This is a genomic window from Pseudomonas sp. NFACC43, from assembly GCF_900119645.1.
Taxonomy (GTDB): Bacteria; Pseudomonadota; Gammaproteobacteria; order Pseudomonadales; family Pseudomonadaceae; genus Aquipseudomonas.
Window position 1 is genome coordinate 13,695 of record NZ_FPKK01000018.1, and the last position, 22,078, is coordinate 35,772.

General features: G+C 59.7%; 20 protein-coding genes and 3 tRNA genes. 6 read left to right on the top strand and 17 right to left on the bottom strand.

All coding sequences use genetic code 11. From position 1 onward, the window contains the following. Window positions 1-218: 218 nt before the first annotated feature. From flgE to BT179_RS23455, 6 genes are all read right to left on the bottom strand, one after another. The gene (flgE, locus tag BT179_RS23430) at window positions 219-1,523 is read right to left on the bottom strand and encodes a flagellar hook protein FlgE (protein ID WP_072394840.1); all 1,305 of its coding nucleotides are present in this window, start codon (window positions 1,521-1,523) and stop codon (window positions 219-221) included. A 28-nt stretch (window positions 1,524-1,551) separates the two neighbouring features. Further along, window positions 1,552-2,274 carry a flagellar hook assembly protein FlgD gene (gene flgD, locus BT179_RS23435; RefSeq protein WP_072394842.1) on the bottom strand — a complete coding sequence of 241 codons (723 nt, stop codon included), beginning with the start codon at window positions 2,272-2,274 and terminating at the stop codon, window positions 1,552-1,554. Between the two features lie 15 nt (window positions 2,275-2,289). Then, window positions 2,290-2,733, bottom strand: a complete 444-nt coding sequence (flgC, locus tag BT179_RS23440; RefSeq protein ID WP_053124368.1) for a flagellar basal body rod protein FlgC — start codon at window positions 2,731-2,733, stop codon at window positions 2,290-2,292. Between the two features lie 3 nt (window positions 2,734-2,736). Beyond that, window positions 2,737-3,144: a flagellar basal body rod protein FlgB gene (gene flgB, locus BT179_RS23445; protein ID WP_072394844.1), complete on the bottom strand. Its 408-nt coding sequence runs from the start codon at window positions 3,142-3,144 to the stop codon at window positions 2,737-2,739. 287 nt (window positions 3,145-3,431) lie between these two features. Then, window positions 3,432-4,259, bottom strand: coding sequence for a protein-glutamate O-methyltransferase CheR (cheR, locus tag BT179_RS23450; protein WP_072394846.1), 828 nt, complete (start codon window positions 4,257-4,259; stop codon window positions 3,432-3,434). A gap of 53 nt (window positions 4,260-4,312) precedes the next feature. After that, window positions 4,313-5,239, bottom strand: coding sequence for a chemotaxis protein CheV (locus BT179_RS23455; RefSeq protein ID WP_072394848.1), 927 nt, complete (start codon window positions 5,237-5,239; stop codon window positions 4,313-4,315). 78 nt (window positions 5,240-5,317) lie between these two features. On the opposite strand from BT179_RS23455, the gene flgA reads away from it, so the two are divergent. The 4 genes from flgA (at window position 5,318) to BT179_RS23475 (ending at window position 7,915) form a co-directional block, all read left to right on the top strand. Beyond that, window positions 5,318-6,082 carry a flagellar basal body P-ring formation chaperone FlgA gene (gene flgA, locus BT179_RS23460; RefSeq protein ID WP_072394850.1) on the top strand — a complete coding sequence of 255 codons (765 nt, stop codon included), beginning with the start codon at window positions 5,318-5,320 and terminating at the stop codon, window positions 6,080-6,082. Between the two features lie 173 nt (window positions 6,083-6,255). Beyond that, window positions 6,256-6,561: a flagellar biosynthesis anti-sigma factor FlgM gene (flgM, locus tag BT179_RS23465; protein ID WP_072394852.1), complete on the top strand. Its 306-nt coding sequence runs from the start codon at window positions 6,256-6,258 to the stop codon at window positions 6,559-6,561. Window positions 6,562-6,609: 48 nt separating this feature from the next. Then, the gene (locus tag BT179_RS23470; RefSeq protein WP_072394854.1) at window positions 6,610-7,077 is read left to right on the top strand and encodes a flagella synthesis protein FlgN; all 468 of its coding nucleotides are present in this window, start codon (window positions 6,610-6,612) and stop codon (window positions 7,075-7,077) included. Between the two features lie 91 nt (window positions 7,078-7,168). Then, on the top strand, window positions 7,169-7,915 hold the full coding sequence (locus BT179_RS23475) for a flagellar brake protein (RefSeq protein WP_072394857.1): 747 nt from the start codon (window positions 7,169-7,171) through the stop codon (window positions 7,913-7,915). Window positions 7,916-8,090: 175 nt separating this feature from the next. On the opposite strand, the gene BT179_RS23480 is transcribed toward BT179_RS23475, so the two are convergent. From BT179_RS23480 to BT179_RS23500, 5 genes are all read right to left on the bottom strand, one after another. Beyond that, the gene (locus BT179_RS23480) at window positions 8,091-9,407 is read right to left on the bottom strand and encodes an MFS transporter (protein WP_072394859.1); all 1,317 of its coding nucleotides are present in this window, start codon (window positions 9,405-9,407) and stop codon (window positions 8,091-8,093) included. 69 nt (window positions 9,408-9,476) lie between these two features. Beyond that, window positions 9,477-10,718, bottom strand: a complete 1,242-nt coding sequence (locus BT179_RS23485) for a glutamine synthetase family protein (protein ID WP_177305134.1) — start codon at window positions 10,716-10,718, stop codon at window positions 9,477-9,479. Between the two features lie 334 nt (window positions 10,719-11,052). After that, on the bottom strand, window positions 11,053-11,745 hold the full coding sequence (locus BT179_RS23490; protein WP_072394863.1) for a sensor histidine kinase: 693 nt from the start codon (window positions 11,743-11,745) through the stop codon (window positions 11,053-11,055). After that, window positions 11,738-13,345, bottom strand: a complete 1,608-nt coding sequence (locus BT179_RS23495) for a tetratricopeptide repeat-containing response regulator (protein WP_072394865.1) — start codon at window positions 13,343-13,345, stop codon at window positions 11,738-11,740. The genes BT179_RS23490 and BT179_RS23495 overlap by 8 nt, the downstream gene beginning before the upstream one ends. 564 nt (window positions 13,346-13,909) lie before the next feature. Beyond that, window positions 13,910-13,986 (bottom strand) — tRNA-Arg (locus BT179_RS23500). Between the two features lie 528 nt (window positions 13,987-14,514). On the opposite strand from BT179_RS23500, the gene BT179_RS23505 reads away from it, so the two are divergent. Then, entirely contained in the window at window positions 14,515-14,841 is a 327-nt protein-coding gene (locus BT179_RS23505) for an Arc family DNA-binding protein (protein ID WP_003178899.1), read from the top strand. A 184-nt stretch (window positions 14,842-15,025) separates the two neighbouring features. Here BT179_RS23505 and mgtE read toward each other — a convergent pair whose 3' ends face one another. Then, window positions 15,026-16,468, bottom strand: coding sequence for a magnesium transporter (gene mgtE / locus BT179_RS23510; RefSeq protein ID WP_053147250.1), 1,443 nt, complete (start codon window positions 16,466-16,468; stop codon window positions 15,026-15,028). Window positions 16,469-16,788: 320 nt separating this feature from the next. Here mgtE and BT179_RS23515 point away from each other — a divergent pair, with 320 nt between their 5' ends. Beyond that, window positions 16,789-17,271: a cell envelope protein SmpA gene (locus BT179_RS23515; protein ID WP_072432023.1), complete on the top strand. Its 483-nt coding sequence runs from the start codon at window positions 16,789-16,791 to the stop codon at window positions 17,269-17,271. A gap of 40 nt (window positions 17,272-17,311) precedes the next feature. Here the strand turns inward: BT179_RS23515 and BT179_RS23520 are convergent. The 5 genes from BT179_RS23520 to alaS all read right to left on the bottom strand — a co-directional run bounded on the left by BT179_RS23520 (window position 17,312) and on the right by alaS (window position 21,972). Beyond that, window positions 17,312-17,388 (bottom strand) — tRNA-Arg (locus BT179_RS23520). Window positions 17,389-17,495: 107 nt separating this feature from the next. Continuing rightward, window positions 17,496-17,586: transfer RNA gene (locus BT179_RS23525), tRNA-Ser, on the bottom strand. A gap of 62 nt (window positions 17,587-17,648) precedes the next feature. Next, window positions 17,649-17,837 carry a carbon storage regulator CsrA gene (gene csrA / locus BT179_RS23530; protein WP_003178872.1) on the bottom strand — a complete coding sequence of 63 codons (189 nt, stop codon included), beginning with the start codon at window positions 17,835-17,837 and terminating at the stop codon, window positions 17,649-17,651. Between the two features lie 184 nt (window positions 17,838-18,021). Beyond that, a complete protein-coding gene (locus BT179_RS23535) occupies window positions 18,022-19,263 on the bottom strand; it encodes an aspartate kinase (protein WP_072394869.1) in 1,242 nt (413 codons plus the stop codon). Between the two features lie 87 nt (window positions 19,264-19,350). Further along, a complete protein-coding gene (gene alaS, locus BT179_RS23540; protein ID WP_072432022.1) occupies window positions 19,351-21,972 on the bottom strand; it encodes an alanine--tRNA ligase in 2,622 nt (873 codons plus the stop codon). Window positions 21,973-22,078: the final 106 nt, after the last annotated feature.

Here is a 22,078-nt window from a genome sequence, read left to right on the forward strand (position 1 = left end):
CTGGTTTATCGGGGGTTTTCTTTTGCCTGGAAAACGACAGTACTCGTTCGCGACAGCTGCGGGCCAACCTGCATCCAGGTTCAGGGTGACACTCATTGTGGCGAGGGGATTTATCCCCTCGCCACAAAGGGAACCTGGCATGAGGACAAGCTCTGGCGGGTATGAAAAAGCCCCTCTTGCGAGGGGCTTCTTGTGCAGCCTTCAAGCCAACAGCGTCATCAAGTCATCTGAATGATGGTCTGCATGATGGTGCTCTGGGTGGAGATGGTCTTGGCGTTCGCCTGGTAGTTGCTTTGCGCCTTGATCAGCTCGACCAGTTCGTTGGTCAGGTTGACGTTGGACTCTTCCAGGGAGTTGGAGACGATCGAACCCAGGGTGCCGGTTTGCGGAGCATCGTAGCCTGGGATGCCCGAAGCGAAGGTTTCCTTCCAGCTGGTACCGCCTACTGGCTGCAGGCCTTGCTCGTTGGTGAAGCTGGCAAGGGAGATCTGGCCGATGGGCTTGGTCTGGTTGTTGCTGAAGTTGGCCAGCAATACACCGCTGCCGTCGATGGTCAGGTTGGTGATCTGGCCGGTGGCGTAACCGTTCTGGGTCGGGATCGACCGTGCGGTGTCGGCGTTGAACTGGGTGGTGTTGGCCATGGAGACCGTAATAGTCGACGAACCGGCGCCGTTCGCGGTCCACACACCGTTGGTCACGGTACCGGGCACCCAGCCTGTGAGTACCAGATCGCTGTTGATGGTCGCGGGCGGAGTGCTGACCTGGACCAGCTTGCCACTCGAATCGAAGGTCATCGTCGAAGGAACCGGAGCGTTGGGAGCGACCGGCGCGCTGCCATTCAGGTTACGACCATCGATCAGGGTATAGACGTCCCAGGTATTGGCACCCGTTTTGACCATGTACTGATCCATGGAGTGCTGGTTACCCTGAGTGTCGTAGACCGGTGTAGTGAACTGTTTCGTAAACGTGGCCGTATCGGTCGGATCGAACTCCAAGGCCGGGTTGGTCTGGTCAATCGGCGTGGCCGTCGAATTCAGGTTGATCGTCGACGAAACCAGGCTGGTGGCCTGCGGCGGCAGGTTCGAGGTGTCGATGCGCAGGTCGGTCAGGATACCGTTAAGGATCTTGCCGTTGGCGTCCACGCCATAGCCTTGCAGGCGTGCAGTGCCATCGCTGTTGGTGATGTAGCCTTCCTTGTCGGTCTTGAAGGTACCGGCACGGGTGTAGCTCAGGGAACCGTCGTTGCTCAGGACAAAGAAGCCCTGGCCCTGGATACCCATGTCCAGCACGTTGCCGGTGTTGTTCACATCACCCTGGCCGAACTGCTGGGAGACGTTGGCCAGACGCACGCCGTTGCCGACGGTCTTGGTGCCCGAACCCAGCTTGGTGGCCGAGTAGACGTCTTCGAATTCCGCGCGGGACGATTTGAAACCGGTGGTCGCGACGTTGGCGATGTTGTTGCCGGTCACGTCCAGCTGTTTGTTGGCTGCATAGAGACCGCTAAGGCCGATGTTGAAAGACATGTTGACTCCTTTTGCCGGTTAGTCGGCTCTACATACCAATAGTTTGTACTTTGGACAGGGCAATGCTGCCCAGCCCGGCCAGGTTGAGCATCAGCTCACCGCCCGTCTGGCTGATGGTCACGCTGCTGACCGTGGCCGGCAGGTTGGTGATCAGCGACGTGGCCTTGCCGTCGATGGTGGTCGAGGCCGCAAAGGTATACGTGCCCGACTCGACCGTCGTGCCGGCGTCGTTCTTGCCATCCCAGATGAACGCCGAGTTGCCGGCCTTCTGGCTGCCCAGGTCGATGGTGCGGACAGTCTTGCCGTCCTTGTCCATGATCTTGACGGTGAGGGAGGACACTGCCGCCGGTACCACCACCGTGCCGTTGAGGCTCTTGGAGGTGTCGACCACAGCCTTGTCACCGGGCGCGATCACCGAACGCCCCACCAGGGACGAAGCCTGCAGCGCCTGGGACGAGTTGTAGTTGCCGGCGATACCGCTCACGGTTTCGTTGAGCGTGGTGATACCTTCCAGGCTGCTGAACTGCGCCAATTGGGCAACGAACTCACCGTTGTCCTGGGGCTCCAGCGGGTTCTGGTTCTTCAGCTGGGTAACGAGCAACTGCAGGAACGCATCCTTGCCCAGCTCCTTGTTGCCGGTCGCTGCCTGGGTCGCGCCGCCGAGACCATCGGAGGTGTTGTTGGTCTTGACCGAGGAGTTGGCCAGAATCTCGTTGAGGCTCAAACCGCTGGTAGTGTTGGTGACGCTCATGTGACTCGCCCCTTATCACTGACCGAGGGTCAGGACCTTCTGCATCATGGTTTTGGCGGTGTTCATCATTTCGGCGTTGGTCTGGAACGAACGACTGGCGGAAATCATGTCGGCCATTTCTTCGACGACGTTGACGTTCGGGTAGTAGACATAACCCTTGGCGTCCGCGGCCGGATGGTTTGGCTCATAACGTGCTTCGAGGTTGCTCTGGTCTTCGACTACGCCAAGTACCTGTACGCCCTGGCCCGCTGCGTCCTGGTCCTGGAACAGCGAGTCGCTGCCGCCGGACTGGCCGCCCTGGAACATGGTGGCGAACACCGGGTGACGGGCACGGTAGGTCTGGTCGATGCTCGACGAGACGGTCTCGGCGTTGGCGATGTTACTGGCGACGGTGTTCAGGCGAGTGGTCTGGGCACTCATGGCACTGCCGGCAATGTTGAATACGCTGGCGATCGACATGGATTACTCTCCGCGCAGGGCCGATACCAGCCCTTTGAACTTACTGTTGAGCAAGGTGAAGCTGGCCTGGAAATTCACGGAGTTCTCCGCGTAGTTGGACTGTTCCAGTTGAGCATCCACGGTGTTCTGGTCGATCGAAGGCTGCATCGGCGTGCGATACATCAGCGACTCGTCGCCGCTGCTCAAGCCTTCGGCTTCGATATGACGGCTGTTGGTCATGTTCAAGGCGAAGTGGCCGTTCTTGGCCTTTTCGTTCTGCTCGGCGAGCACCTTGGAGAAGTCCAGGTCACGCGCCTTGTAGTTCGGGGTGTCGGCGTTGGCAATGTTATTGGCCAGGACTTCGGCACGCTGGGCGCGGAAGCTCAGGGCCTTTTCATGGATACCGAGCGCTTTATCGAAGCTGATGCTCATGTCGGAAACCTTTGGGTGACCAGAATGTACGTACGAATGGATATAGCAAGCGTCGTGCCACTTTCCAAAAGCCCATAAACCGGGGCTTTGCGGGCAGCGGCAAAGCGGCAATGCCAGAAAAGCGGCAATCGGCTTCCGCTTTTCTGCCGCTTTTCTGCCGCTTTCATCAGGCGACGCGAGTCAAGATGTGGGGGCGAGCTCGCTCCCATAGGGGGATGGCGCCGGCTGGCCGGCAAAAAAAAACGGGAGCCCCTAGGGACTCCCGTTTTTTTGACAACCCAAGCCAATCATTTCGCCTGGTAGATGATACCCGGGCTGCACTGGACCATCTGGTAATGATCCGGCAAGCCATTCAACGCTTCGGAAGCGCCGAGGAACAGGTAGCCGCCGGGCTTGAGGGTACCGTGGATACGCAGCAGGATGTCTTTCTTCACCTCGGCGGAGAAATAGATCAGCACGTTGCGGCAGAAGACCACGTCGAACTTGCCGAGGCTGGCATAGCTGTCCAGCAGGTTGAACGAGCGGAACTCCACCCGATTCTTGATCGGCGCCTTGACCACCCAGCGGCCCGGCCCCTTCGTGTCGAAATAGCGTTGCAGGCGATCCGGCGACAGGCCGCGGCCGATGGCCAGGCTGTCGTATTCGCCGGTCTTGCAGTTGTTGAGCATGGTCCCGGACAGATCGGTGGCGACGATTTGCACGCCGCCCTTCAACTGGCCGATGTTGGTCCGCTCGAATTCGTCGATGGACATCGAGATCGAATACGGCTCCTGGCCCGACGAACAGGCCGCCGACCAGATCCGCAGGCGTTGGCCCGGGCTGGCCTTGATGGCCGCCGGCAAGACCTTGCTCTTCAACACCTCGAAGGGATAGGTATCGCGAAACCACAGGGTTTCGTTGGTGGTCATGGCGTCCACCACCATTTCGCGCAAACCGCTGCGCGGTTGGGTCTGGATACGTTGCACCAGCTCACCCAACGACTTGAGGCCCTGTTGCTCCATCAATTTGTTGAGACGGCTCGACACCAGGTATTGCTTGTTTTCACCAAGCAAGATGCCACAGGCTTTTTCCAGGAAGACCCGGAACTGTTCGAAATCCAAATTACCCGTAGACAAGATACCGCCTCTTTCATTGTGTTGATTTGCCGGGCGCAAGACGCGCCCGACCTTTATTCCGCGGCCTTGATCCGGTCGACCACCCTGGAAGCCAGGTCATCGGGCCGGAACTTGGCGAGAAAATCGTCGGCGCCGACTTTCTTGACCATCGCCTGGTTGAACACCCCGGACAACGACGTATGCAGGATGATGTGCAGTTTCTGCATGCGCGGATCGCTGCGGATTTCCGACGTCAGCGTGTAGCCGTCCATCTCTGGCATTTCGATGTCGGAAATCATCATCAGGAACTCTTCTTCCGGCTTCTTACCATCGTCGACCAGGCTGCGCAGGTAGTCCAGCGCTTGCCGGCCGTCGTTCAATGCCACGACCTCGACACCGACGGTCTGCAGGCAACGGGTCACCTGCTTGCGCGCCACCGATGAGTCATCGACGGTCAGCACGCGCATCGAGATGGCCTTGTGCTGGGTTTCGGCATCCACCACGCCCACGGAGATGGTCTCCGGCGTCGGGGCCACTTCGGCGAGGATTTTCTCCACGTCGATGATTTCCACCAACTGGTTGTCGACCCGGGTCACCGCCGTCAGGTAGTGATCACGGCCCGTGCCCTTGGGCGGCGGATGGATCTCCTCCCAGTTCATGTTGACGATGCGTTCCACCGAGCGCACCAGGAAACCCTGGGTCTTGGTGTTGTACTCGGTGATGATCACAAACGGATTGCTCTGATCCAGCAGCGCACCGGCACCAGTGGCCATCGCCAGATCGAGAATCGGGATGGTCGCTCCCCGGATATTCGCCACACCGCACACGACGGGACTGGATTTTGGCATCAACGTCAGCTTGGGGCATTGCAGCACCTCACGGACCTTGAACACGTTAATCCCATACAACTGTTGGCCATCGAGACGGAACAACAACAGCTCCAGGCGATTCTGACCGACCAGCTGCGTGCGCTGGTTTACCGAATCCATCACTCCCGCCATGCCCTGACTCCTACCTAACGCTAATGTGTCCGACGCGCATTCATCACTAAACGGCACGGGGCTTGCTATTCAACCGGCATGAACGCACAAACGACATTTTCTCGACGCTTGACCACTCATTGCCGCCACTGGCTAGGTGCGCTGCTGGCTGTCTGCCTGTTCGCCTCGGGCGGCCGTGCCCTCGCCGATGCTCCGGTTACCTTGCCTGATCTCCTTATCGGCGTCACTCAGGGCTTTCTTGAATTCACCGTAGAAGACTACCTGGCCTCCAGTCAAACCGAAGGTCGTTATGAAATCGAAGTCAACCAGCTCGATCCCCGCCTGCGCATGCCAATGTGCGACAAGGAATTGACTGCCTCGCTGGAGAGCCCGGCCAGGCCCCTGGGGCGGGTCACGGTAAAGGTTCGTTGCGACAGCGCCGCGCCGTGGACGGTGTTCGTGCCAGCCCAGGTGCGCCTGTACCGCGAGATCGTCACCACGACCCGCCCACTCAAGCGGGCCGGCATCGTCGAGCCACAGGACGTGACGCTGCGTGAACGCGACGTCAGCCAGATCACCCAAGGCTTCCTGACCTCCGTCGACGAAGCCATCGGTCAGAAACTTGTCCGACCAATGGTAGCCGATCAGGTGGTAACCCTCGTGCACCTGGAACAGGCCGAAGTGGTTCGCAAGGGCGATCAGGTCGTCATCACCGCCCGTAGCGGCACCCTGGCCGTAAGAATGCCGGGCGAGGCGCTGTCCAACGGCGGCATGCGTGAGCAGATCCGAGTGAAAAACCTCAACTCCCAACGCGTCATCAAGGCGCAAGTGATGGCCCCAGGCCAAGTGGAAGTGGCTATGTAGCGATCCGGTAGAGACGGGTAGAAAGCTGGCGCTTGCCCCCGCCGTTCCCTAGACTGTGCCTTATGCCAAGGCAAGCGCAGACGTGCGCACGTTCATTGAATAAATGAGCCTAAAGTTTTTTTGGGAATGGCCGAGAACATGGCAAGCGTCCAAATACCCAGAGGTTTTTTACCATGGTCATCGATTTCAATCGTTTAAACAGCTCTTCACCCCTGACAGGCACCACGCGCACCAACGCCAGCAAGGAAACCGAAAAATCCTCGCCGGTCGAGCAAGCCACCACTGTCAGCAATGGGGAGTCGGTACACCTCAGCGATGAGGCTCAACAGTTGCAGAAGGTCACTGACAAGCTGCGCGATCTACCTGTTGTCGACAAAGGCCGCGTGGCCGAGTTGAAGGCAGCAATCGCCGATGGCAGCTACAAAGTCGACAGCAACCGTGTAGCCAGCAAACTGCTCAACTTCGAAGCCCAGCGCTAGGCAGCCGCCTGCGCCAGGCTTTTGGACGCTTAAGACCCAAGGCCAGCCATGCACGACACTACTTTATTGCAACTGATCATCGACGACTTCGTTCCAGTCCAGCAGTTACTGGAACTTTTGCAGACCGAATCCCTGGCGCTGCACGGTCGCGACATGCCGCTGCTGGAAAATATTCTGGCGCAGAAACAGGCATTGATCATTTTGCTCGATCAGCATGGCCGCAAGCGCAGCGAGATTCTCGCCAGCCTCAACCTGCCCACCAACCAGGGTGGACTGGAGCAACTGGCGAGCCAGTCGCCCATCGGCGATCAATTGTTGTCCCAAAGCGCGGCGCTCAACGACCTGCTCGCCCAATGCCAGGCCGCCAACGCCAAGAACGGCCAGTCGATCCAGGTCCAGCAGGCCGCTACCGCCAACCAGTTGCGCATCCTCAATGGCGGTGAAATCCCGACGCTTTACGATGCTCGCGGCTCGACCGCAAAAATGGTCAAGCATCGCCCGCTCAGCCAGGCATGAAACGAACGATGCCTGCGCTCTATCAACGTGCGATACATGCTGGCAAAATGCTGGCTATTCGTAGTCGTATTTAGCCTGGAGATTGACCCCCGTGTTCAATGCCTCAAACGCGGATGATGCTCCGCAGCCCCCCAAGGTTCTCACCACGCCTCTGGAAATCTCCGGCAACCTGAGGATGCTGCAAGAAAGCCATGATCCGCTGATCATCACCTTCCATGAACGCAGCCAGCGCTTCCAGAGTTACCTGGTCGATGTCGACCGCGAGAAGAACGCCCTCGCCCTGGACGAAATGATCCCCCGCGACGGAGAACGCTTCCTGCTGGCAGGCGAGCCGTTCCGGGTCGAGGGTTTCCATGATGGCGTGCGCATCGCATGGGAAGGCAACGGGCCGTTGACCATCGAAGACTCCAGCGACGGTCGCTGCTATCGCGGCGCCCTGCCCGAGGAAGTGGTCTACCACCAGCGTCGCAATGCCTTCCGTGCCGCCTTGAAACTGGCGCAACTGGTGAGCATCGAACTGGGTGGCGAGAAGCTCAAGTCACCGGTGGACGGCAAGCTGCTGGATATTTCCGCTACCGGCTGCAAGCTGCGCTTCGAGGGCGACATTACCGAACGCCTGCAATTGGGCCAGGTCTACGAACGCTTCATCGCCGCCCTGCCGTTCGGCAACATGACCGCACCGGTCGAACTGCGCTACCTGCATTTTGAAGAAAGGATCAACACCACCTTCGCCGGCGTGCGCTTCCACAATATCAGTGGCCTGGTGCAGCGCCAGGTCGAGCGCTTCGTCTATCAGCTACAGCGCGAAGCCCGTCGTTTCGATAAAGACGATCTCTGATCATCCGGGCATAAAAAACGGGCAGCCTCCACAGGGGCTGCCCGTTTTTTTATGCCGTTTAGATCCGAATGCTACTGCGTCTGGGCCGACCTCATCGCGAGCAGGGCTCGCCTCCCAGCGTGTCCACCACCAATCCCGATGGGAGCGAGCCTGCTCGCGATGAGAACACCACGGTCTACTTGACCGGCTCCTCCACCGACGCTTCAGCGGCCGGTTCCTGCTCCGTCGCCGGCGTCTGCATCTGTTCCTGTACCACCTGCTCATCGACTCGCGGATCGAGACATGCCACCAACGGCGAACTGGACATGCTGTCCGGCATCGCCACGTGATGCAGCGGCGCGTCGTCGACCTGATGCAGGTTGGTCACCGCTTTGGGCCGGATGCGCCATACCAGAATCAACGCGAAGAACGCAAAGAAGCCATACAGCATATGGCTGCCGAACGTCTTCATCAGCACGCCGGCCACCAACGGCCCGATACTGGCGCCGACACCATAGGTCACCAGCAGCATCGCCGTCAGCGAGACCCGGCGATCGCCTTCGACATGGTCGTTGGAAAATGCCACCGCCAGTGGATACAGGCAGAACTGAACCAGCGAACAGAGAAAGCCGGCGACGAACAGCATCTCAAGGGGCACCTTGGGCAGAATTGCCAGCGGCAACGCGCAGATCGCCAGGACCAGCGCAAAGCAACGGATCAGCAGCGCCCGGTCATAACGGTCGGACAACCAGCCCAGCGGCCACTGCACCAGCAACCCGGCAAAAATGCAGCTACCCATGAACAGACCGACCTGCTCGGTGGAAAGCCCCTGCTGAGAGGCGTACAACGGCGCCAGGCCATAGAACGAGCCGGCGATCAGCCCGGAACCCAGCACCGTGCTCAATGACTGTGGCACGCGCTTGATGAAGAAACGCGGTTCCATGGGAGCCGGACGCATCGGTGCCGGGTGAATCCGCCGGGTCAGCGCCACCGGCACCAGGCAGAGGGCGAAGCACAAGGCCACCAGCATCAGCAGCTCCGGCCCCAGGGCCGGATGCATGACCAGGATCAACTGGCCGAGCACCAGGCCCAGGTACGAAGCGATCATGTAGCCACTGAACACTACCCCGCGCTGCGAGGCTTCGGCCTGCTCGTTGAGCCAGCTCTCGATGACCATGTACTGGCACATCATCCCCAGGCCGACGATCATCCGCAGCACGATCCAGGCCGGCAGCCAGTCCACCAGGCCATGGCCCAGCACCGCTGCGCCCACCAGCCCGGCACAGGCCGAATAGGCACGGATATGCCCGACGCGGGCGATCAGCCGGTGACCGATCTTGCCGCCCAGCACCAGGCCGAAATAGTTGGCGGCCATCAGGGCACCGACCCACAGGCTGTCCACGTTATCGGCAGCCAGGCGCAAGGCCAGGTAAGTACTCAAGAGGCCCGAGCCGATGAGCATCATCAGCGAGGCGAAATAAAGCGCTCGAAAGGGTTTCCAGATTTGGCGCATCGGCGTTCCGAGCGGCTCCTTGAGGTGAGTAAGGGCTATCGCTGAAGATAGCCCGAAGCGGGGGTTTGGTTATGCCTGGGCCGCAAGGACCCGCCGTTCCCAAGGCGTGATTTCGTCAAGGAAACTGGTCAGTTCCAGGTTTTTCGAAGCGATGTAGCCTTCGATGAACTCAACTCCGAACAGTTCCTTCGCCAGGGGGCTACGCTTCAGACGCTCCAGGGCAGCATGCAAGGTACATGGCAGGGAGAGATTGTCCGGCACCTGGAATTCGCCCTGGATCGCGGCACTTGGCTCCAGCCGGTTTTCGATACCATGCAATCCCGCCGCCAGGCTGGCGGCAATCGCCAGGTAAGGGTTGGCATCGGCCCCGGGCAAGCGGTTCTCGACCCGCCGGGCCACAGGGGAACTGGCGGGTATCCGCAGTCCGGCCGAACGGTTGTCATAGGACCAGCAGGCATTGTTCGGCGAGGCGAACGGATGGCACAGGCGCTGGTAGGAATTGACGTTCGGTGCGAACAGCGCCGTGAAATCCGCCATGCCCGCCTGTTGTCCGCCAATGAAATGCCGGAACGCGGCCGTCGGTTCGCCCGCCGCGTCGCTGAAGACGTTGCGACCACTGTCCAGCTCGACGACGCTCTGGTGGATATGCATCGAACTGCCCGGCGTATGGGCCAGGGGCTTGGCCATGCAGACCACGGTCAAGCCATGCTTGAGGGCCACTTCCTTGAGCAGGTGCTTGAACAGGAAGGTCTGGTCGGCCAACAGCAGCGCGTCGCCATGGAGCAGATTGATCTCGAACTGACTCACGCCCATTTCATGCATGAAGGTGTCTCGAGGCAGGCCTAACGCCGCCATGCATTGGTACACCTCATTGAAGAAGGGTCGCAGGCCATTGTTGGAACTGACGCTGAAGGCCGAATGGCCGTCTTCGCGGCGCCCATCCAGGCCCACCGGGGGCTGGAACGGCCGGGCCGGGTCCGGGTTGGGTGCGAAGACGAAAAACTCCAGCTCGGTCGCCACCACCGGCGCCAGGCCATGGGCGGCATACCGGGCGATCACGGCCTTGAGCTGGCCGCGAGTCGAGAGTCGGGAGCTTTCGCCGGTCAGTTCATCGGCATCGCAGATCGCCAGGGCGCGAGGATGCTGGCTCCAGGGCAGGCGATGAATCTGTTGCGGATCGGCCACCAGCGCCAGGTCGCCATCGTCGCTGCCATAGAAACGCGCCGGCGGATAACCGCCCATGATGCACTGCAGCAGCACCCCGCGGGCCATCTGCAACCGCCGTCCCTCGAGGAACCCCGCGGCCGCCATCACCTTGCCTCGCGGCACGCCATTCAAATCCGGTGTGACACACTCAATCTCATCAATGCCCGTCAATCGCTGCGCGAGTGAACGCTGGCCATCGGTCGTCATGACGCAATCCTTGTTATGTGCGAGCCGCGAACGGCAACCCGTACAAAATAGGCTTCGGCTGTTCGGAATATCAAGCAGCCGGAGGCAATTAAAATCTCATGCGATACGGCTGTGGGAGCGAGCTGGCTCGCGATAGCGTCGGTCCAGCCCATATTGAGCTGGCTGATACACCGCTATGGCGAGCCAGCTCGCTCCCGCAGGGGATTTGTGAGGATTTATGGAGGGGGCCTGTTCAGGGCAGATAGAGCCGGAACACCCCGCCACCCAGCACGCCGCCATTGCCGATCTCGGTACGTCCGCAGACCCCGCCGCGCTGATGCAGCTCGGCGATCCGCGCGGCGAAATACAGGCCCAGCCCGGTGCTGCCACTGCTGTGGTTGATGCCCTGCACGTAGTCGGCCTGGCGCTCGATCATCTCCGGCGGATAGCCCTCGCCATCGTCGTTGATGGTCAGGACCAGTTGCCCGGCCTCGTCGCTCACGCTGATCAACAAGGCCTGGCGTGCGTGACGAATGGCATTGTTGATGCAGTTGTCGAGCACAGAGGCCACCAGCTCGCGGTCGAAAAAGCCCAGGGGGCTCAGCGGGTCGACTTCGTAGGTGGCCATGATCCCGCGACTGCGGAATACGTCCTGATGACCGGCCAACTGCGCCTCGATGAAATCGTCCAGCTCATGGTAGGCCGGGTGCAGTGGCAGCTGGTTGACGCCCAGCTTGTACAGCCCCAGCAATTGCACCAGCAGGCCGTTGAGGCGGGCGAACTCGAACTCCATCACCCCCTGCTCCGAGGCTTGCCGGGCAGGCTCGGGCAGACGCTCGAGCCATTGCGTATGAGCCTGCATGAGCAGGGTCAGGGAGTTCTTCATGTCGTGCACGGTCGATGCGATCACCGTGGAAAAATCGAGTGCCTGTTCGCTGTCATTCATCGCCAAATGCCTTGCTTCGCAGTTTCTGATAGCGCGCATAACGCGCATCGGTGTCGGGCATCATGCCCACCAGTTTCAGGCAGGCGCGGCATTCCTCCAACAGCTCCGACTCCACACTGGTGTCGGTGCCATGCAGCAGGGACTGCGCCATGTTCAGGGCAATACTGATGTTTTTCGGTTGCATCTTCAGGGCCCGACGGAACAACTCCCGGGCCTCGGGCAGCGCGCCAGTCTTGTAGACGCGCACGCCTTCGCGGTTCAGCTCGGCGGCGGCATTGCCCTGATTGAGGATGTTCGGATCATCGGTGAGCTTGGCGATCCCTTGCATCACCGCCGGGTCATCGCCATAGATTTCCGCGCAGTTCTTGAGCATCGATTCGCCGGCACTGGTCTGGCCGAGCATCTGCAACTGCTTGGCCACCAGCAGCGCGGCTTCGGCACTCATGAACTGCTCCATGCCGTCGAGGCGCTGCAAGGCCTGTTCGGTGAGTTTTTCCGCGGTTTCGGCGTCGTTGAGCAGCAGGCTGGTGGCCTTCATCAGCCGCGCCCGCACCTGCAGCCCTGGGTCGTTGAGGTTTTCCTTGGCCACTGCGCTCAGCGTGGTATTGATTTCCAGGCGGGTGCGGGTGTCCAGGCCTTTCTCGCTGCCCTTGCTGATCAGTGCATGGGCCAGGCCGAGGTTGCTTTCCGGGTCCTTGAAGCGTGACTGCGCGCCCTGCCCGACCGCCTGGCGGTAAGCCCGGGACGCGGTCTCGTAGTCTTCGTTGGTCATCGCCAGCTTGCCCAGCAGCGACTGCCGACGCACCGCCAACGGGGACAGGCGAACCGCCTCTTCCAATACGCTCTGCGCCTGCTTCGTGTCGCCTTCGGCCATCAGCACATCGGCCATGCCATCGTACAAGGCCGGCATCATCGGGAAGGTTTTCAAGGCCTTTTCATAGACCGCCTTGGCCTGCCCCACCTGGCCGCGCTTGAACAGCAACTTGCCCAGGCCCGCATAGGCCCACGGCAACGGACGATCCGCCAGGATGGTGTTGTACAGCCGTTCCAGGGCTTCGTTCTGGTTCAGGTCGCGCAGCGCATCGGCCCGATAGCGCAGGCACAACGGCCCGTAGCGCGGATCCTGCTTGCACAGGGCGATACAGGCATTGAGCACTTCCATTGGCTTGCCACGATCCAGGGCCTGGAGGATCGGCTTGAGCAAGGTCTTGCGCTGCTCCAGCCGCTCCAGCCGCTGGGCCAGGCCTGAGCGGTTGAACGGCTTGGTCAGGTACGCGTCCGGCTCGTGCTCCAGGGCACTGAGCACCATGGCCTGACTGGTCTCGGCGGTCACCATGAGGAACACACTTTCATGGCTGATCAGCTTCTCGACCATCAGGTCTTCAAGCACCTGCTGGCCGTTCTTGCGGCCGTCACCGAGGTGGTAGTCCTGCAGGATGAAGTCATAGCGCTTCTGCGAGCACATGCGCAGCGCGACCTCACCGGTGTCTGCGGTGTCCACGTCCTTGACACCCAGCTCACGCAACATCGACCGGATAGAACTGCGGAAATCCGAGAAATCATCGACGATCAGAAAACTTTTTTGGTGGTACGCCAGCATCGAGGATGTCCAGGCAAGTAAGAAAATAACCCAATGGCATAACAACGAAACGCCGTGTCACAGCCCCGAGGCGCGCAGATGATAGCCACCAGCCGGCAACGTACAAGAGATTTCAGCAACCGCTTGGCCTGGCTGTGTCGTGACGCACATTGCGAGCCGAAACGTTGGAGGCAACCGGGCTCATCGGGTTATCGGCAGCAGATGGCGTTCCGTTAAGGGCAACGTGTGGGAGAAACCGAGCACAGGGGATCGGCTACACAAAAAAGGATGATGGCAGGCTTTCTCCCTTCGGCAACCGACACGAAGCACGTTCAGCCACGACAGCCCAATAAATTCGCCCAGAAACCCGCTTCGCTCGCCAAACCGCCGTAGCATTCAGATTGCCACAAGGAGGTTTCGCGACAGCTGAGTGCGTTTTATACAGGGTCGAAAAATAGGCATGTTGGGCATGGATCCACAGCCTGGGCCGCAAGGCGGCGGCTCAGGCCAATCGATCCGGGAGATACAAGGAGGGAGCAGTACGCTGGTGGGGGAGATCGTCGATACCCGACCCACTGATATAAATGGTGTCCCAGGGCAGGTTCGAACTGCCAACCTTCCCCTTAGGAGGGGGATGCTCTATCCAATTGAGCTACTGAGACACAGGTCGACCACTAGAAATGCGGTGCGATGGACGGCGTGCATGTTAACGGGCAGCCTTGCGTTTGTCATGTCGTGAGTAGTTTTTTAAGTGTAGGCAAATACTGCCGCTCCCCCGCCTGTCGCGGGGTGTCACGGGGTAACGGGACACCGCTCATCCATCGCATGCGCCCCTCCGCTAGTAAATCGGCCAATTGCCACTATCCTATACCCTACAAGGACAGCATCGGCTTGTGCCCCCGTTTCGGTTATCCGCCGGACGGTATGGCACATCGACACGATGCGGTGGTCACACCATGCGGACCTGTTGGATTTTCAAACCAGTCCGCATTTTTTGATCAAGGGTGCTGGCATAACGCCTTTACCCGGATCAGAATTTGTCACAGAATTGGCGCCAATGATCTGGCCATTTTGAGGCATGATGCGGGCCTCTTAACAATTCAGGTTGAACATTTGGCAACAGCGCTTGTCCTATCGACATCCTGCGGCCAATCCCGAGAACCGCTCCCCTGAACTAACCGGTTAAATATATGCGCCCATTGAAACAGGCAATTTATTCCAGCCGTACGGCTGACAAGTTCGTCGTACGCTTGCCCGACGGAATGCGTGAACGCATTGCCGAGGTGGCTCGCAATCATCATCGCAGCATGAACTCTGAAATCATCGCGCGCCTTGAGCAAAGCCTTATCCAGGAAGGCGCGTTGGGTGAAGAACTGAGCATGCGCCTGGACAGCCCGGAGCTGTCCTTGCATGAACGCGAGCTGCTTCAGCGCTTCCGACAACTCTCTCATCGCCAGCAGAACGCTCTCGTTTCGCTGATTGCCCATGATGCAGAAATGGCCGCAGACGCGTCCTGATCGCAGCAGCAGCACCCAAGCCAGCCTTGCGCTGGCTTTTTTTTGCCTTTTTTTATGGCAAGGAGCAATCGGCTCGCTCAGCAGGGAAGCCTGCGAGACGATCGTATGACTGCAATGTATTCAAAGGCGGGAAGCGAGGGCGGCTGCGCCGTGACGGGAGCACGCTCCCTCGCCATGAAACGGGTCAGAGCAGGAAGATCGTCGCCAACCCCAGGAATATGAAGAACCCACCACTGTCGGTCATGGCGGTGATCATGACACTGGCCCCCATCGCCGGGTCGCGCCCCAGCCGGGCCAGGGTCATGGGGATCAATACCCCCATCAAGGCTGCCAGCAGCAGGTTGAGCGTCATCGCGGCCGTCATCACGACGCCCAGCGACCAGCTGCCATAAAGCAGATACGCCACCACGCCGATCACTCCGCCCCAAAGCACGCCGTTGATGAGGGCCACAGCCAGTTCCTTGCGCATCAGGCGCGACGTATTACCCGTGCTGACCTGGTCCAGGGCCATGGCACGGACGATCATGGTAATGGTCTGGTTGCCGGAGTTGCCGCCGATACCGGCGACAATAGGCATCAAGGCCGCAAGTGCCACCAGCTTCTCGATGGAACCCTCGAACAAACCGATGACCCGAGACGCGACAAAAGCCGTGATCAGGTTGATTGCCAGCCAGGCCCAACGGTTGCGCAGGGATTTCCAGACCGAGGCGAAGATGTCTTCCTCTTCCCGCAGACCGGCCATGCTGAGGACTTCGTTTTCGCTCTCTTCACGAATCAGGTCGACCATTTCATCGATGGTCAGACGGCCGATCAGTTTGCCGTTCTTGTCGACCACCGGCGCGGAAATCAAGTCATAACGCTCGAACGCCTGGGCTGCATCGTAAGCGTCTTCGTCCGGCTGGAAACTCACCGGATCGCTGGCCATGACCTCGGCCACCTGTTTTTCCGGATCATTGACCAGCAACCGCTTGATTGGCAGCACGCCCTTGAGCACACCGTCATAATCGACGACAAACAGCTTGTCGGTATGCCCCGGCAACTCCTTGAGACGACGCAGGTAACGCAACACCACTTCAAGGCTGACGTCCTCGCGGATCGTCACCATCTCGAAGTCCATCAGTGCACCGACCTGCTCCTCATCGTAGGACAACGCCGAACGCACGCGCTCACGTTGCTGGGCGTCAAGAGACTCCATCAGCTCGTGGACAACGTCCCGCGGCAGTTCGGGTGCAAGGTCGGCGAGTTCGTCGGCGTCCATCTCCTTGGCCGCCGCCAGCAACTCATGATCATCCATGTCGGCGATCAGGGTTTCACGAACCGAGTCGGACACTTCCAACAGGATGTCGCCATCGCGATCAGCCTGGACCAGTTGCCAGACCGTCAGACGCTCTTCCAGCGGCAAGGCTTCGAGGATATAGGCGACGTCGGCGGAGTGCAGGTCATCGAGCTTGCGCTGCAACTCGACGAGGTTCTGCCGGTGGACCAGGTTCTCGACCCGGTCGTGATGAGGACCTTCCTGGCGGTGCGTCAGGTCTTCCACGACCCGCTGGCGATGCAGCAGCTCAACGACTTGAGCAAGACGGTCCTGGAGGCTTTCCTGTGTTTTCTTTACTTCTACTTCGGTCATAGGCGAACTCCACTCCCAGCAGTGGGCACGCCGGAAGGATCAATCGGTCAATTCATGATTGGTAAAACGCGATATTGAGTAACTACTGGGTAAGTCCATGGATATGTTCCAAAGCCCCGGCGGGGCTGACGGGCGCAATCATACACCGCTTGGCGTTTTGAAGCGTTAAAAAATCATGGCAAGAACAAGCGCTTGCGAGACAAACCTGAACGCAGGCTGAACCTGTAGGCATATGACGACGCATCCTGAAAAGAAAACACGCGCCCGGGCAAAAATGGAGCGACTACCCTTGCCTTTTCACCGTCAAGGAAGACGTCCGGATGCCCATTTGTCGTTATCTTTTTTTACTTTTCTGCCTGCCCTTGTGCGCCAGCGGACAGACTGTGCATCGCTGCGAAGACGCCGCCGGCCACATCACCTTCACCACCTTGAGCTGCAAACCGCAAGAGAGCCTGTCGCTGCAGCAGATCCACTCATTCACCCCGGGTACGAGCGAACCACTGCTGCCCGAAACCGAACACCGCTCCCTACCCCTCCCCAAGACCAGGCGCCAGGAACCGACAATTGTCGGTCAGTTCGAAGACAGTTGCGCCAATGTGATCAGCGCCAGGCAACGCCGGGAAGCGATCATGAACAAGCGAATCGTCGCCGGAATGAGCCAGCAGGACGTAGAAAGCGCTCTCGGCAAACCGGATTCGATCAAGATTCGTAATTCCACCACCCGCTTCACCTACAAAGTGAAGAACGGCCGTGGTGCAGAGATCGTGTTTGACGAGAAAGGCTGTGTGAAGGGTAAATCGTAGGCAACAAAAAGCCCGCGTTAAACGCGGGCTTCTTGATGTATGGTGCACTCGACAGGATTCGAACCTGTGACCGCTCGGTTCGTAGCCGAGTACTCTATCCAGCTGAGCTACGAGTGCATTTGTTGCCGCGCATTATAGGTCGTCGAATCTTTTTGTAAAGCGCTTTTTCCAGTAATTTCAAGCACTTACCGATCAAGCCAGATTACAACGCACTACATGAATAATGGCGGAGAACGGGGGATTCGAACCCCCGACACCCTTTTGAGGTGTACTCCCTTAGCAGGGGAGCGCCTTCGGCCACTCGGCCAGCTCTCCGCAACACGGGGCGTATATTAACCACCTTCCTCCCCGTTTGCAAACATAAAAATCGATAAAAATTAATGGCTTGGTTCGTCGTCCTTCTCTTTCTTGATACGCAGGTAAATTTCTTCCCGGTGTACCGCGACCTCTTTCGGGGCGTTGACACCGATACGCACCTGGTTTCCTTTGACGCCGAGCACGGTCACGGTGATTTCGCCATCGCCAATAATCAGGCTTTCCGCGCACCGACGAGTCAGAATCAGCATACCTTTCTCCTCACGCAATTCAGTTCAGGGACCACAGTCTGCAAAAAAAGGGCGTTAGGCCTACAACCGAAACGGTCGCAGCCTACAGGCCTAAGTATTGACCAGCGCGGGCAAAAGAACAGTTTTGAAACGCGCCATTCAGAAAACAAAGGGCGCGGCCAAGCCGCGCCCTCGGGACAACGCCTTATTCGCCCTGTCGGGCAGCCGCGTCGAGTTCGAAAGCCGTGTGCAGGGCGCGCACGGCCAGTTCCAGGTACTTCTCTTCGATCACCACGGAAACCTTGATTTCCGACGTCGAGATCATCTGGATGTTGATGCTTTCCTTGGCCAGTGATTCGAACATGCGGCTGGCCACGCCAGCATGGGAACGCATGCCGACGCCGACGATCGAGACCTTGGCAATCTTGGTGTCACCCACCACTTCCCGGGCACCGATCTCGGACGCAGTCTTCTTCAGGACGGCCTCGGCAGCCTGGTAGTCGTTGCGATGCACAGTGAAGGTGAAGTCGGTGGTGTTATCGTGCGAAACGTTCTGCACGATCATGTCGACTTCGATGTTCGCGGCACTGATCGGGCCGAGAATCTTGAATGCCACGCCGGGGGTGTCTGGCACGCCACGGATGGTCAGCTTGGCTTCATCGCGGTTGAAGGCGATGCCGGAAATGATCGGCTGTTCCATGGATTCCTCTTCATCGATAGTAATGAGGGTACCCGGACCCTCTTTGAAGCTGTGCAGGACGCGCAGCGGAACGTTGTACTTGCCGGCGAATTCGACTGCCCGGATCTGCAATACCTTCGAACCGAGGCTGGCCATTTCCAGCATCTCTTCGAACGTGATCTTGTCCAGGCGCTGAGCCACGGGAACCACCCGCGGGTCGGTGGTGTAGACGCCATCCACATCGGTGTAGATCTGGCATTCGTCAGCCTTCAGGGCCGCCGCCAGCGCAACGCCGGTGGTATCGGAACCGCCACGACCCAGGGTGGTGATGTTGCCGTGCTCGTCCACGCCCTGGAAACCGGCGACGACCACGACCCGGCCCGCCTTCAGGTCGCCCCGGATCTTCTGGTCGTCGATCTGCAGGATACGCGCCTTGTTGTGCGCGCTGTCCGTCAGGATGCGCACCTGGTTACCGGTGTAGGACACCGCCGGCACGCCACGCTTGATCAGCGCCATGGCCAGCAAGGCAATGGTCACTTGCTCACCGGTGGAGACGATCACGTCCAGTTCACGGGGAACCGGCTGCTGATCACCACTGATTTGCTTGGCCAGATCGATCAGACGGTTGGTTTCGCCGCTCATTGCCGACAGCACAACCACCAGGTCATCGCCCGCTTCACGGAATTTCTTAACCTTGTCGGCGACTTGTTCGATTCTCTCGACAGTGCCGACCGAGGTGCCTCCAAATTTCTGTACGATCAAAGCCATTTCAAAGCCGCCTCTGCCCACGAAGGGCGCCCAATAATCACAACAGCGGCCGGGCTCGCGACTAGACCACGAACCCGGGGCGCTGCCTTAAATACCCTGCTCTACAAATGCAACGGTCAGGGCCAGTGCCGCGTCCAGCGCGCCGGCGTCGGTACCGCCGCCTTGCGCCATGTCCGGACGACCACCGCCCTTGCCGCCCACTGCCGCAGCGGCCTGCTTCATCAAATCACCGGCTTTGAGTTGGCCGGTCAGGTCTTTGGTCACGCCTGCGACGAGAACGACCTTTTCCTCATGGACACCGCCGAGCAGGATCACTGCGCGGCCGAGTTTGTTTTTCAGCTGATCGACCAGCCCCAGCAGGGCCTTGCCGTCCTGGCCGTCCAGGCGTACGGCCAGCACTTTGACGCCCTTGACGTCCACGGCCTGTGCCGACAGATCGTCGCCCGCGGCGCTGGCGGCCTTGGCCTGCAGCTGTTCAACCTGCTTTTCCAGCAGGCGATTGCGCTCCAGCACGGCCGACAGCTTGTCGATCAGGTTGTCACGGTTGCCCTTGATCAGGCTCGCCGCTTCCTTGAGTTGTTCTTCGGCAGCGTTGAGGTACGCCAGTGCCGCAGCACCGGTGACCGCCTCGATCCGGCGCACGCCGGAGGCCACGCCGCTTTCGCTGACGATCTTGAGCAGGCCGATGTCGCCGGTCCGGTTGGCGTGGATACCGCCGCACAATTCTACGGAGAAGTCGCCCATGCTCAGGACGCGCACGCTGTCGCCGTATTTTTCGCCGAACAGAGCCATCGCGCCTTTTTTCTTCGCGGTGTCGATATCGGTTTCTTCGGTCTCCACCGGGGAGTTCTTGCGGATTTCGGTGTTGACGATGTCTTCCAGGGCCTTGAGCTGCTCCGGCTTGACGGCCTCGAAGTGGCTGAAGTCAAAGCGCAGGCGCTGGCTATCCACCAACGAGCCCTTCTGCTGGACGTGCTCGCCCAGTACCTGGCGCAATGCTGCGTGCAACAGGTGCGTGGCGGAGTGATTGAGCGAAGTGGCGTGGCGAACCTCGGCGTCGACATGGGCGGCCACCGGGGCGGCGATCATCAGGCTGCCCGAGGTAAGCACACCGTGGTGCAGGAATGCACCGCCGGTCTTGGTGGTGTCCCGCACGTCGAAACGCGAGTTGCCGGCCTGCAGGTAGCCGCTGTCACCGATCTGACCGCCGGATTCGGCATAGAACGGCGTCGTGTCCAGCACGATCACCCCTTCCTGGCCTTCGCTCAGGATGTCGACCGATTGCCCGTCCTTATAAATAGCGACAATCTTGGCCGAACCGGTGGTGCCGCCATAGCCGGTGAATTCGGTAGCCACATCGACCTTGACCAGGCTGTTGTAGTCCATGCCGAAGGCGCTGGCCGAACGGGCACGCACACGCTGTGCCTCCATCTCGCGCTCGAAACCTTCCTCATCGAGGGTCAGGTTGCGCTCGCGGGCGATGTCGCCGGTCAGGTCCATCGGAAAACCGTAGGTGTCGTACAGCTTGAACACCACGTCGCCCGGTACCACGTTGCCCTTGAGCTCGGCCAGGTCCTGCTCGAGGATCTTCAGCCCCTGCTCCAGGGTCTTGGCGAACTGCTCTTCTTCACCTTTGAGCACGCGCTCGATATGAGCCTGCTGGGATTTCAGCTCTGGGAAAGCCTCGCCCATTTCCGCCACCAGCGCCGCGACGATCTGGTAGAAGAAGCTGCCCTTGGCACCCAGCTTGTTACCGTGACGGCAGGCGCGACGGATGATCCGGCGCAGTACATAGCCACGACCTTCGTTGGACGGCAATACGCCGTCGGCGATCAGGAAACCGCACGAGCGGATGTGGTCTGCCACCACTTTCAGCGAAGCCTGGTTGTCGTTGGTGCAGCCAATGGCCTTGGCCGATGCATTCAGCAGGCTCTGGAACAGGTCGATTTCGTAGTTGGAGTGAACGTGCTGCAACACCGCACTGATCCGCTCCAGGCCCATGCCGGTATCGACCGACGGCGCCGGCAGCGGATGCAGTACGCCATCGGCGGTGCGGTTGAACTGCATGAACACGTTGTTCCAGATCTCGATGTAGCGGTCGCCGTCTTCTTCCGGCGAGCCAGGCGGGCCGCCCCAGATATCGGCGCCGTGATCGTAGAAGATCTCGGTGCAAGGGCCACAAGGGCCGGTGTCGCCCATGGTCCAGAAGTTGTCGGAAGCGTAAGGCGCTCCCTTGTTGTCGCCGATGCGTACCATGCGCTCCGGCGGGACACCGACCTCTTTGGTCCAGATGTCATAGGCTTCGTCATCGGTGGCATAGACCGTTACCCAGAGCTTCTCCTTGGGCAGGTTCAGCCACTTCTCGGAGGTCAGGAAGGTCCAGGCGAAGGTGATGGCGTCGCGCTTGAAATAGTCGCCGAAGCTGAAGTTACCCAGCATTTCGAAGAAGGTGTGGTGACGAGCGGTATAGCCGACGTTTTCCAGGTCGTTGTGCTTGCCACCGGCACGCACGCATTTCTGGCTGCTTACCGCACGGGTGTAGGCACGTTTTTCCTGGCCCAGGAAGCAATCCTTGAACTGGTTCATCCCCGCGTTGGTGAACAGCAGGGTCGGGTCATTGCCCGGGATCAAAGAGCTGGAGGCTACTCGGGTGTGGCCTTGCTCTTCGAAGAAGCGAAGGAAGGCTTCACGGATTTCTGCGCTTTTCATTAGGTTCTTCCACGGAGGCTGCGGCCAAAGGCCTGTGCAAAACGTCAACAGACGAAGCAACGGCAAAGGGCCGCATTATATCGGCCCTTCGCGTGGGGTACAGCGT

Excerpts from the sequence above, each read along its gene's own strand:
- flgM (WP_072394852.1), top strand. The coding sequence starts at position 6,256 with ATGGTCATCGATTTCAATCGTTTAAACAGCTCTTCACCCCTGACAGGC.
- flgA (WP_072394850.1), top strand. The coding sequence starts at position 5,318 with ATGAACGCACAAACGACATTTTCTCGACGCTTGACCACTCATTGCCGC.
- BT179_RS23505 (WP_003178899.1), top strand. The coding sequence starts at position 14,515 with ATGCGCCCATTGAAACAGGCAATTTATTCCAGCCGTACGGCTGACAAG.
- flgC (WP_053124368.1), bottom strand. The coding sequence starts at position 2,733 with ATGTCGATCGCCAGCGTATTCAACATTGCCGGCAGTGCCATGAGTGCC.
- alaS (WP_072432022.1), bottom strand. The coding sequence starts at position 21,972 with ATGAAAAGCGCAGAAATCCGTGAAGCCTTCCTTCGCTTCTTCGAAGAG.
- BT179_RS23490 (WP_072394863.1), bottom strand. The coding sequence starts at position 11,745 with ATGAATGACAGCGAACAGGCACTCGATTTTTCCACGGTGATCGCATCG.
- BT179_RS23470 (WP_072394854.1), top strand. The coding sequence starts at position 6,610 with ATGCACGACACTACTTTATTGCAACTGATCATCGACGACTTCGTTCCA.
- flgD (WP_072394842.1), bottom strand. The coding sequence starts at position 2,274 with ATGAGCGTCACCAACACTACCAGCGGTTTGAGCCTCAACGAGATTCTG.
- BT179_RS23495 (WP_072394865.1), bottom strand. The coding sequence starts at position 13,345 with ATGCTGGCGTACCACCAAAAAAGTTTTCTGATCGTCGATGATTTCTCG.
- flgB (WP_072394844.1), bottom strand. The coding sequence starts at position 3,144 with ATGAGCATCAGCTTCGATAAAGCGCTCGGTATCCATGAAAAGGCCCTG.
- BT179_RS23515 (WP_072432023.1), top strand. The coding sequence starts at position 16,789 with ATGCCCATTTGTCGTTATCTTTTTTTACTTTTCTGCCTGCCCTTGTGC.
- BT179_RS23535 (WP_072394869.1), bottom strand. The coding sequence starts at position 19,263 with ATGGCTTTGATCGTACAGAAATTTGGAGGCACCTCGGTCGGCACTGTC.
- BT179_RS23485 (WP_177305134.1), bottom strand. The coding sequence starts at position 10,718 with ATGGCGGCCGCGGGGTTCCTCGAGGGACGGCGGTTGCAGATGGCCCGC.
- BT179_RS23480 (WP_072394859.1), bottom strand. The coding sequence starts at position 9,407 with ATGCGCCAAATCTGGAAACCCTTTCGAGCGCTTTATTTCGCCTCGCTG.
- csrA (WP_003178872.1), bottom strand. The coding sequence starts at position 17,837 with ATGCTGATTCTGACTCGTCGGTGCGCGGAAAGCCTGATTATTGGCGAT.
- BT179_RS23455 (WP_072394848.1), bottom strand. The coding sequence starts at position 5,239 with ATGGCGGGAGTGATGGATTCGGTAAACCAGCGCACGCAGCTGGTCGGT.
- flgE (WP_072394840.1), bottom strand. The coding sequence starts at position 1,523 with ATGTCTTTCAACATCGGCCTTAGCGGTCTCTATGCAGCCAACAAACAG.
- mgtE (WP_053147250.1), bottom strand. The coding sequence starts at position 16,468 with ATGACCGAAGTAGAAGTAAAGAAAACACAGGAAAGCCTCCAGGACCGT.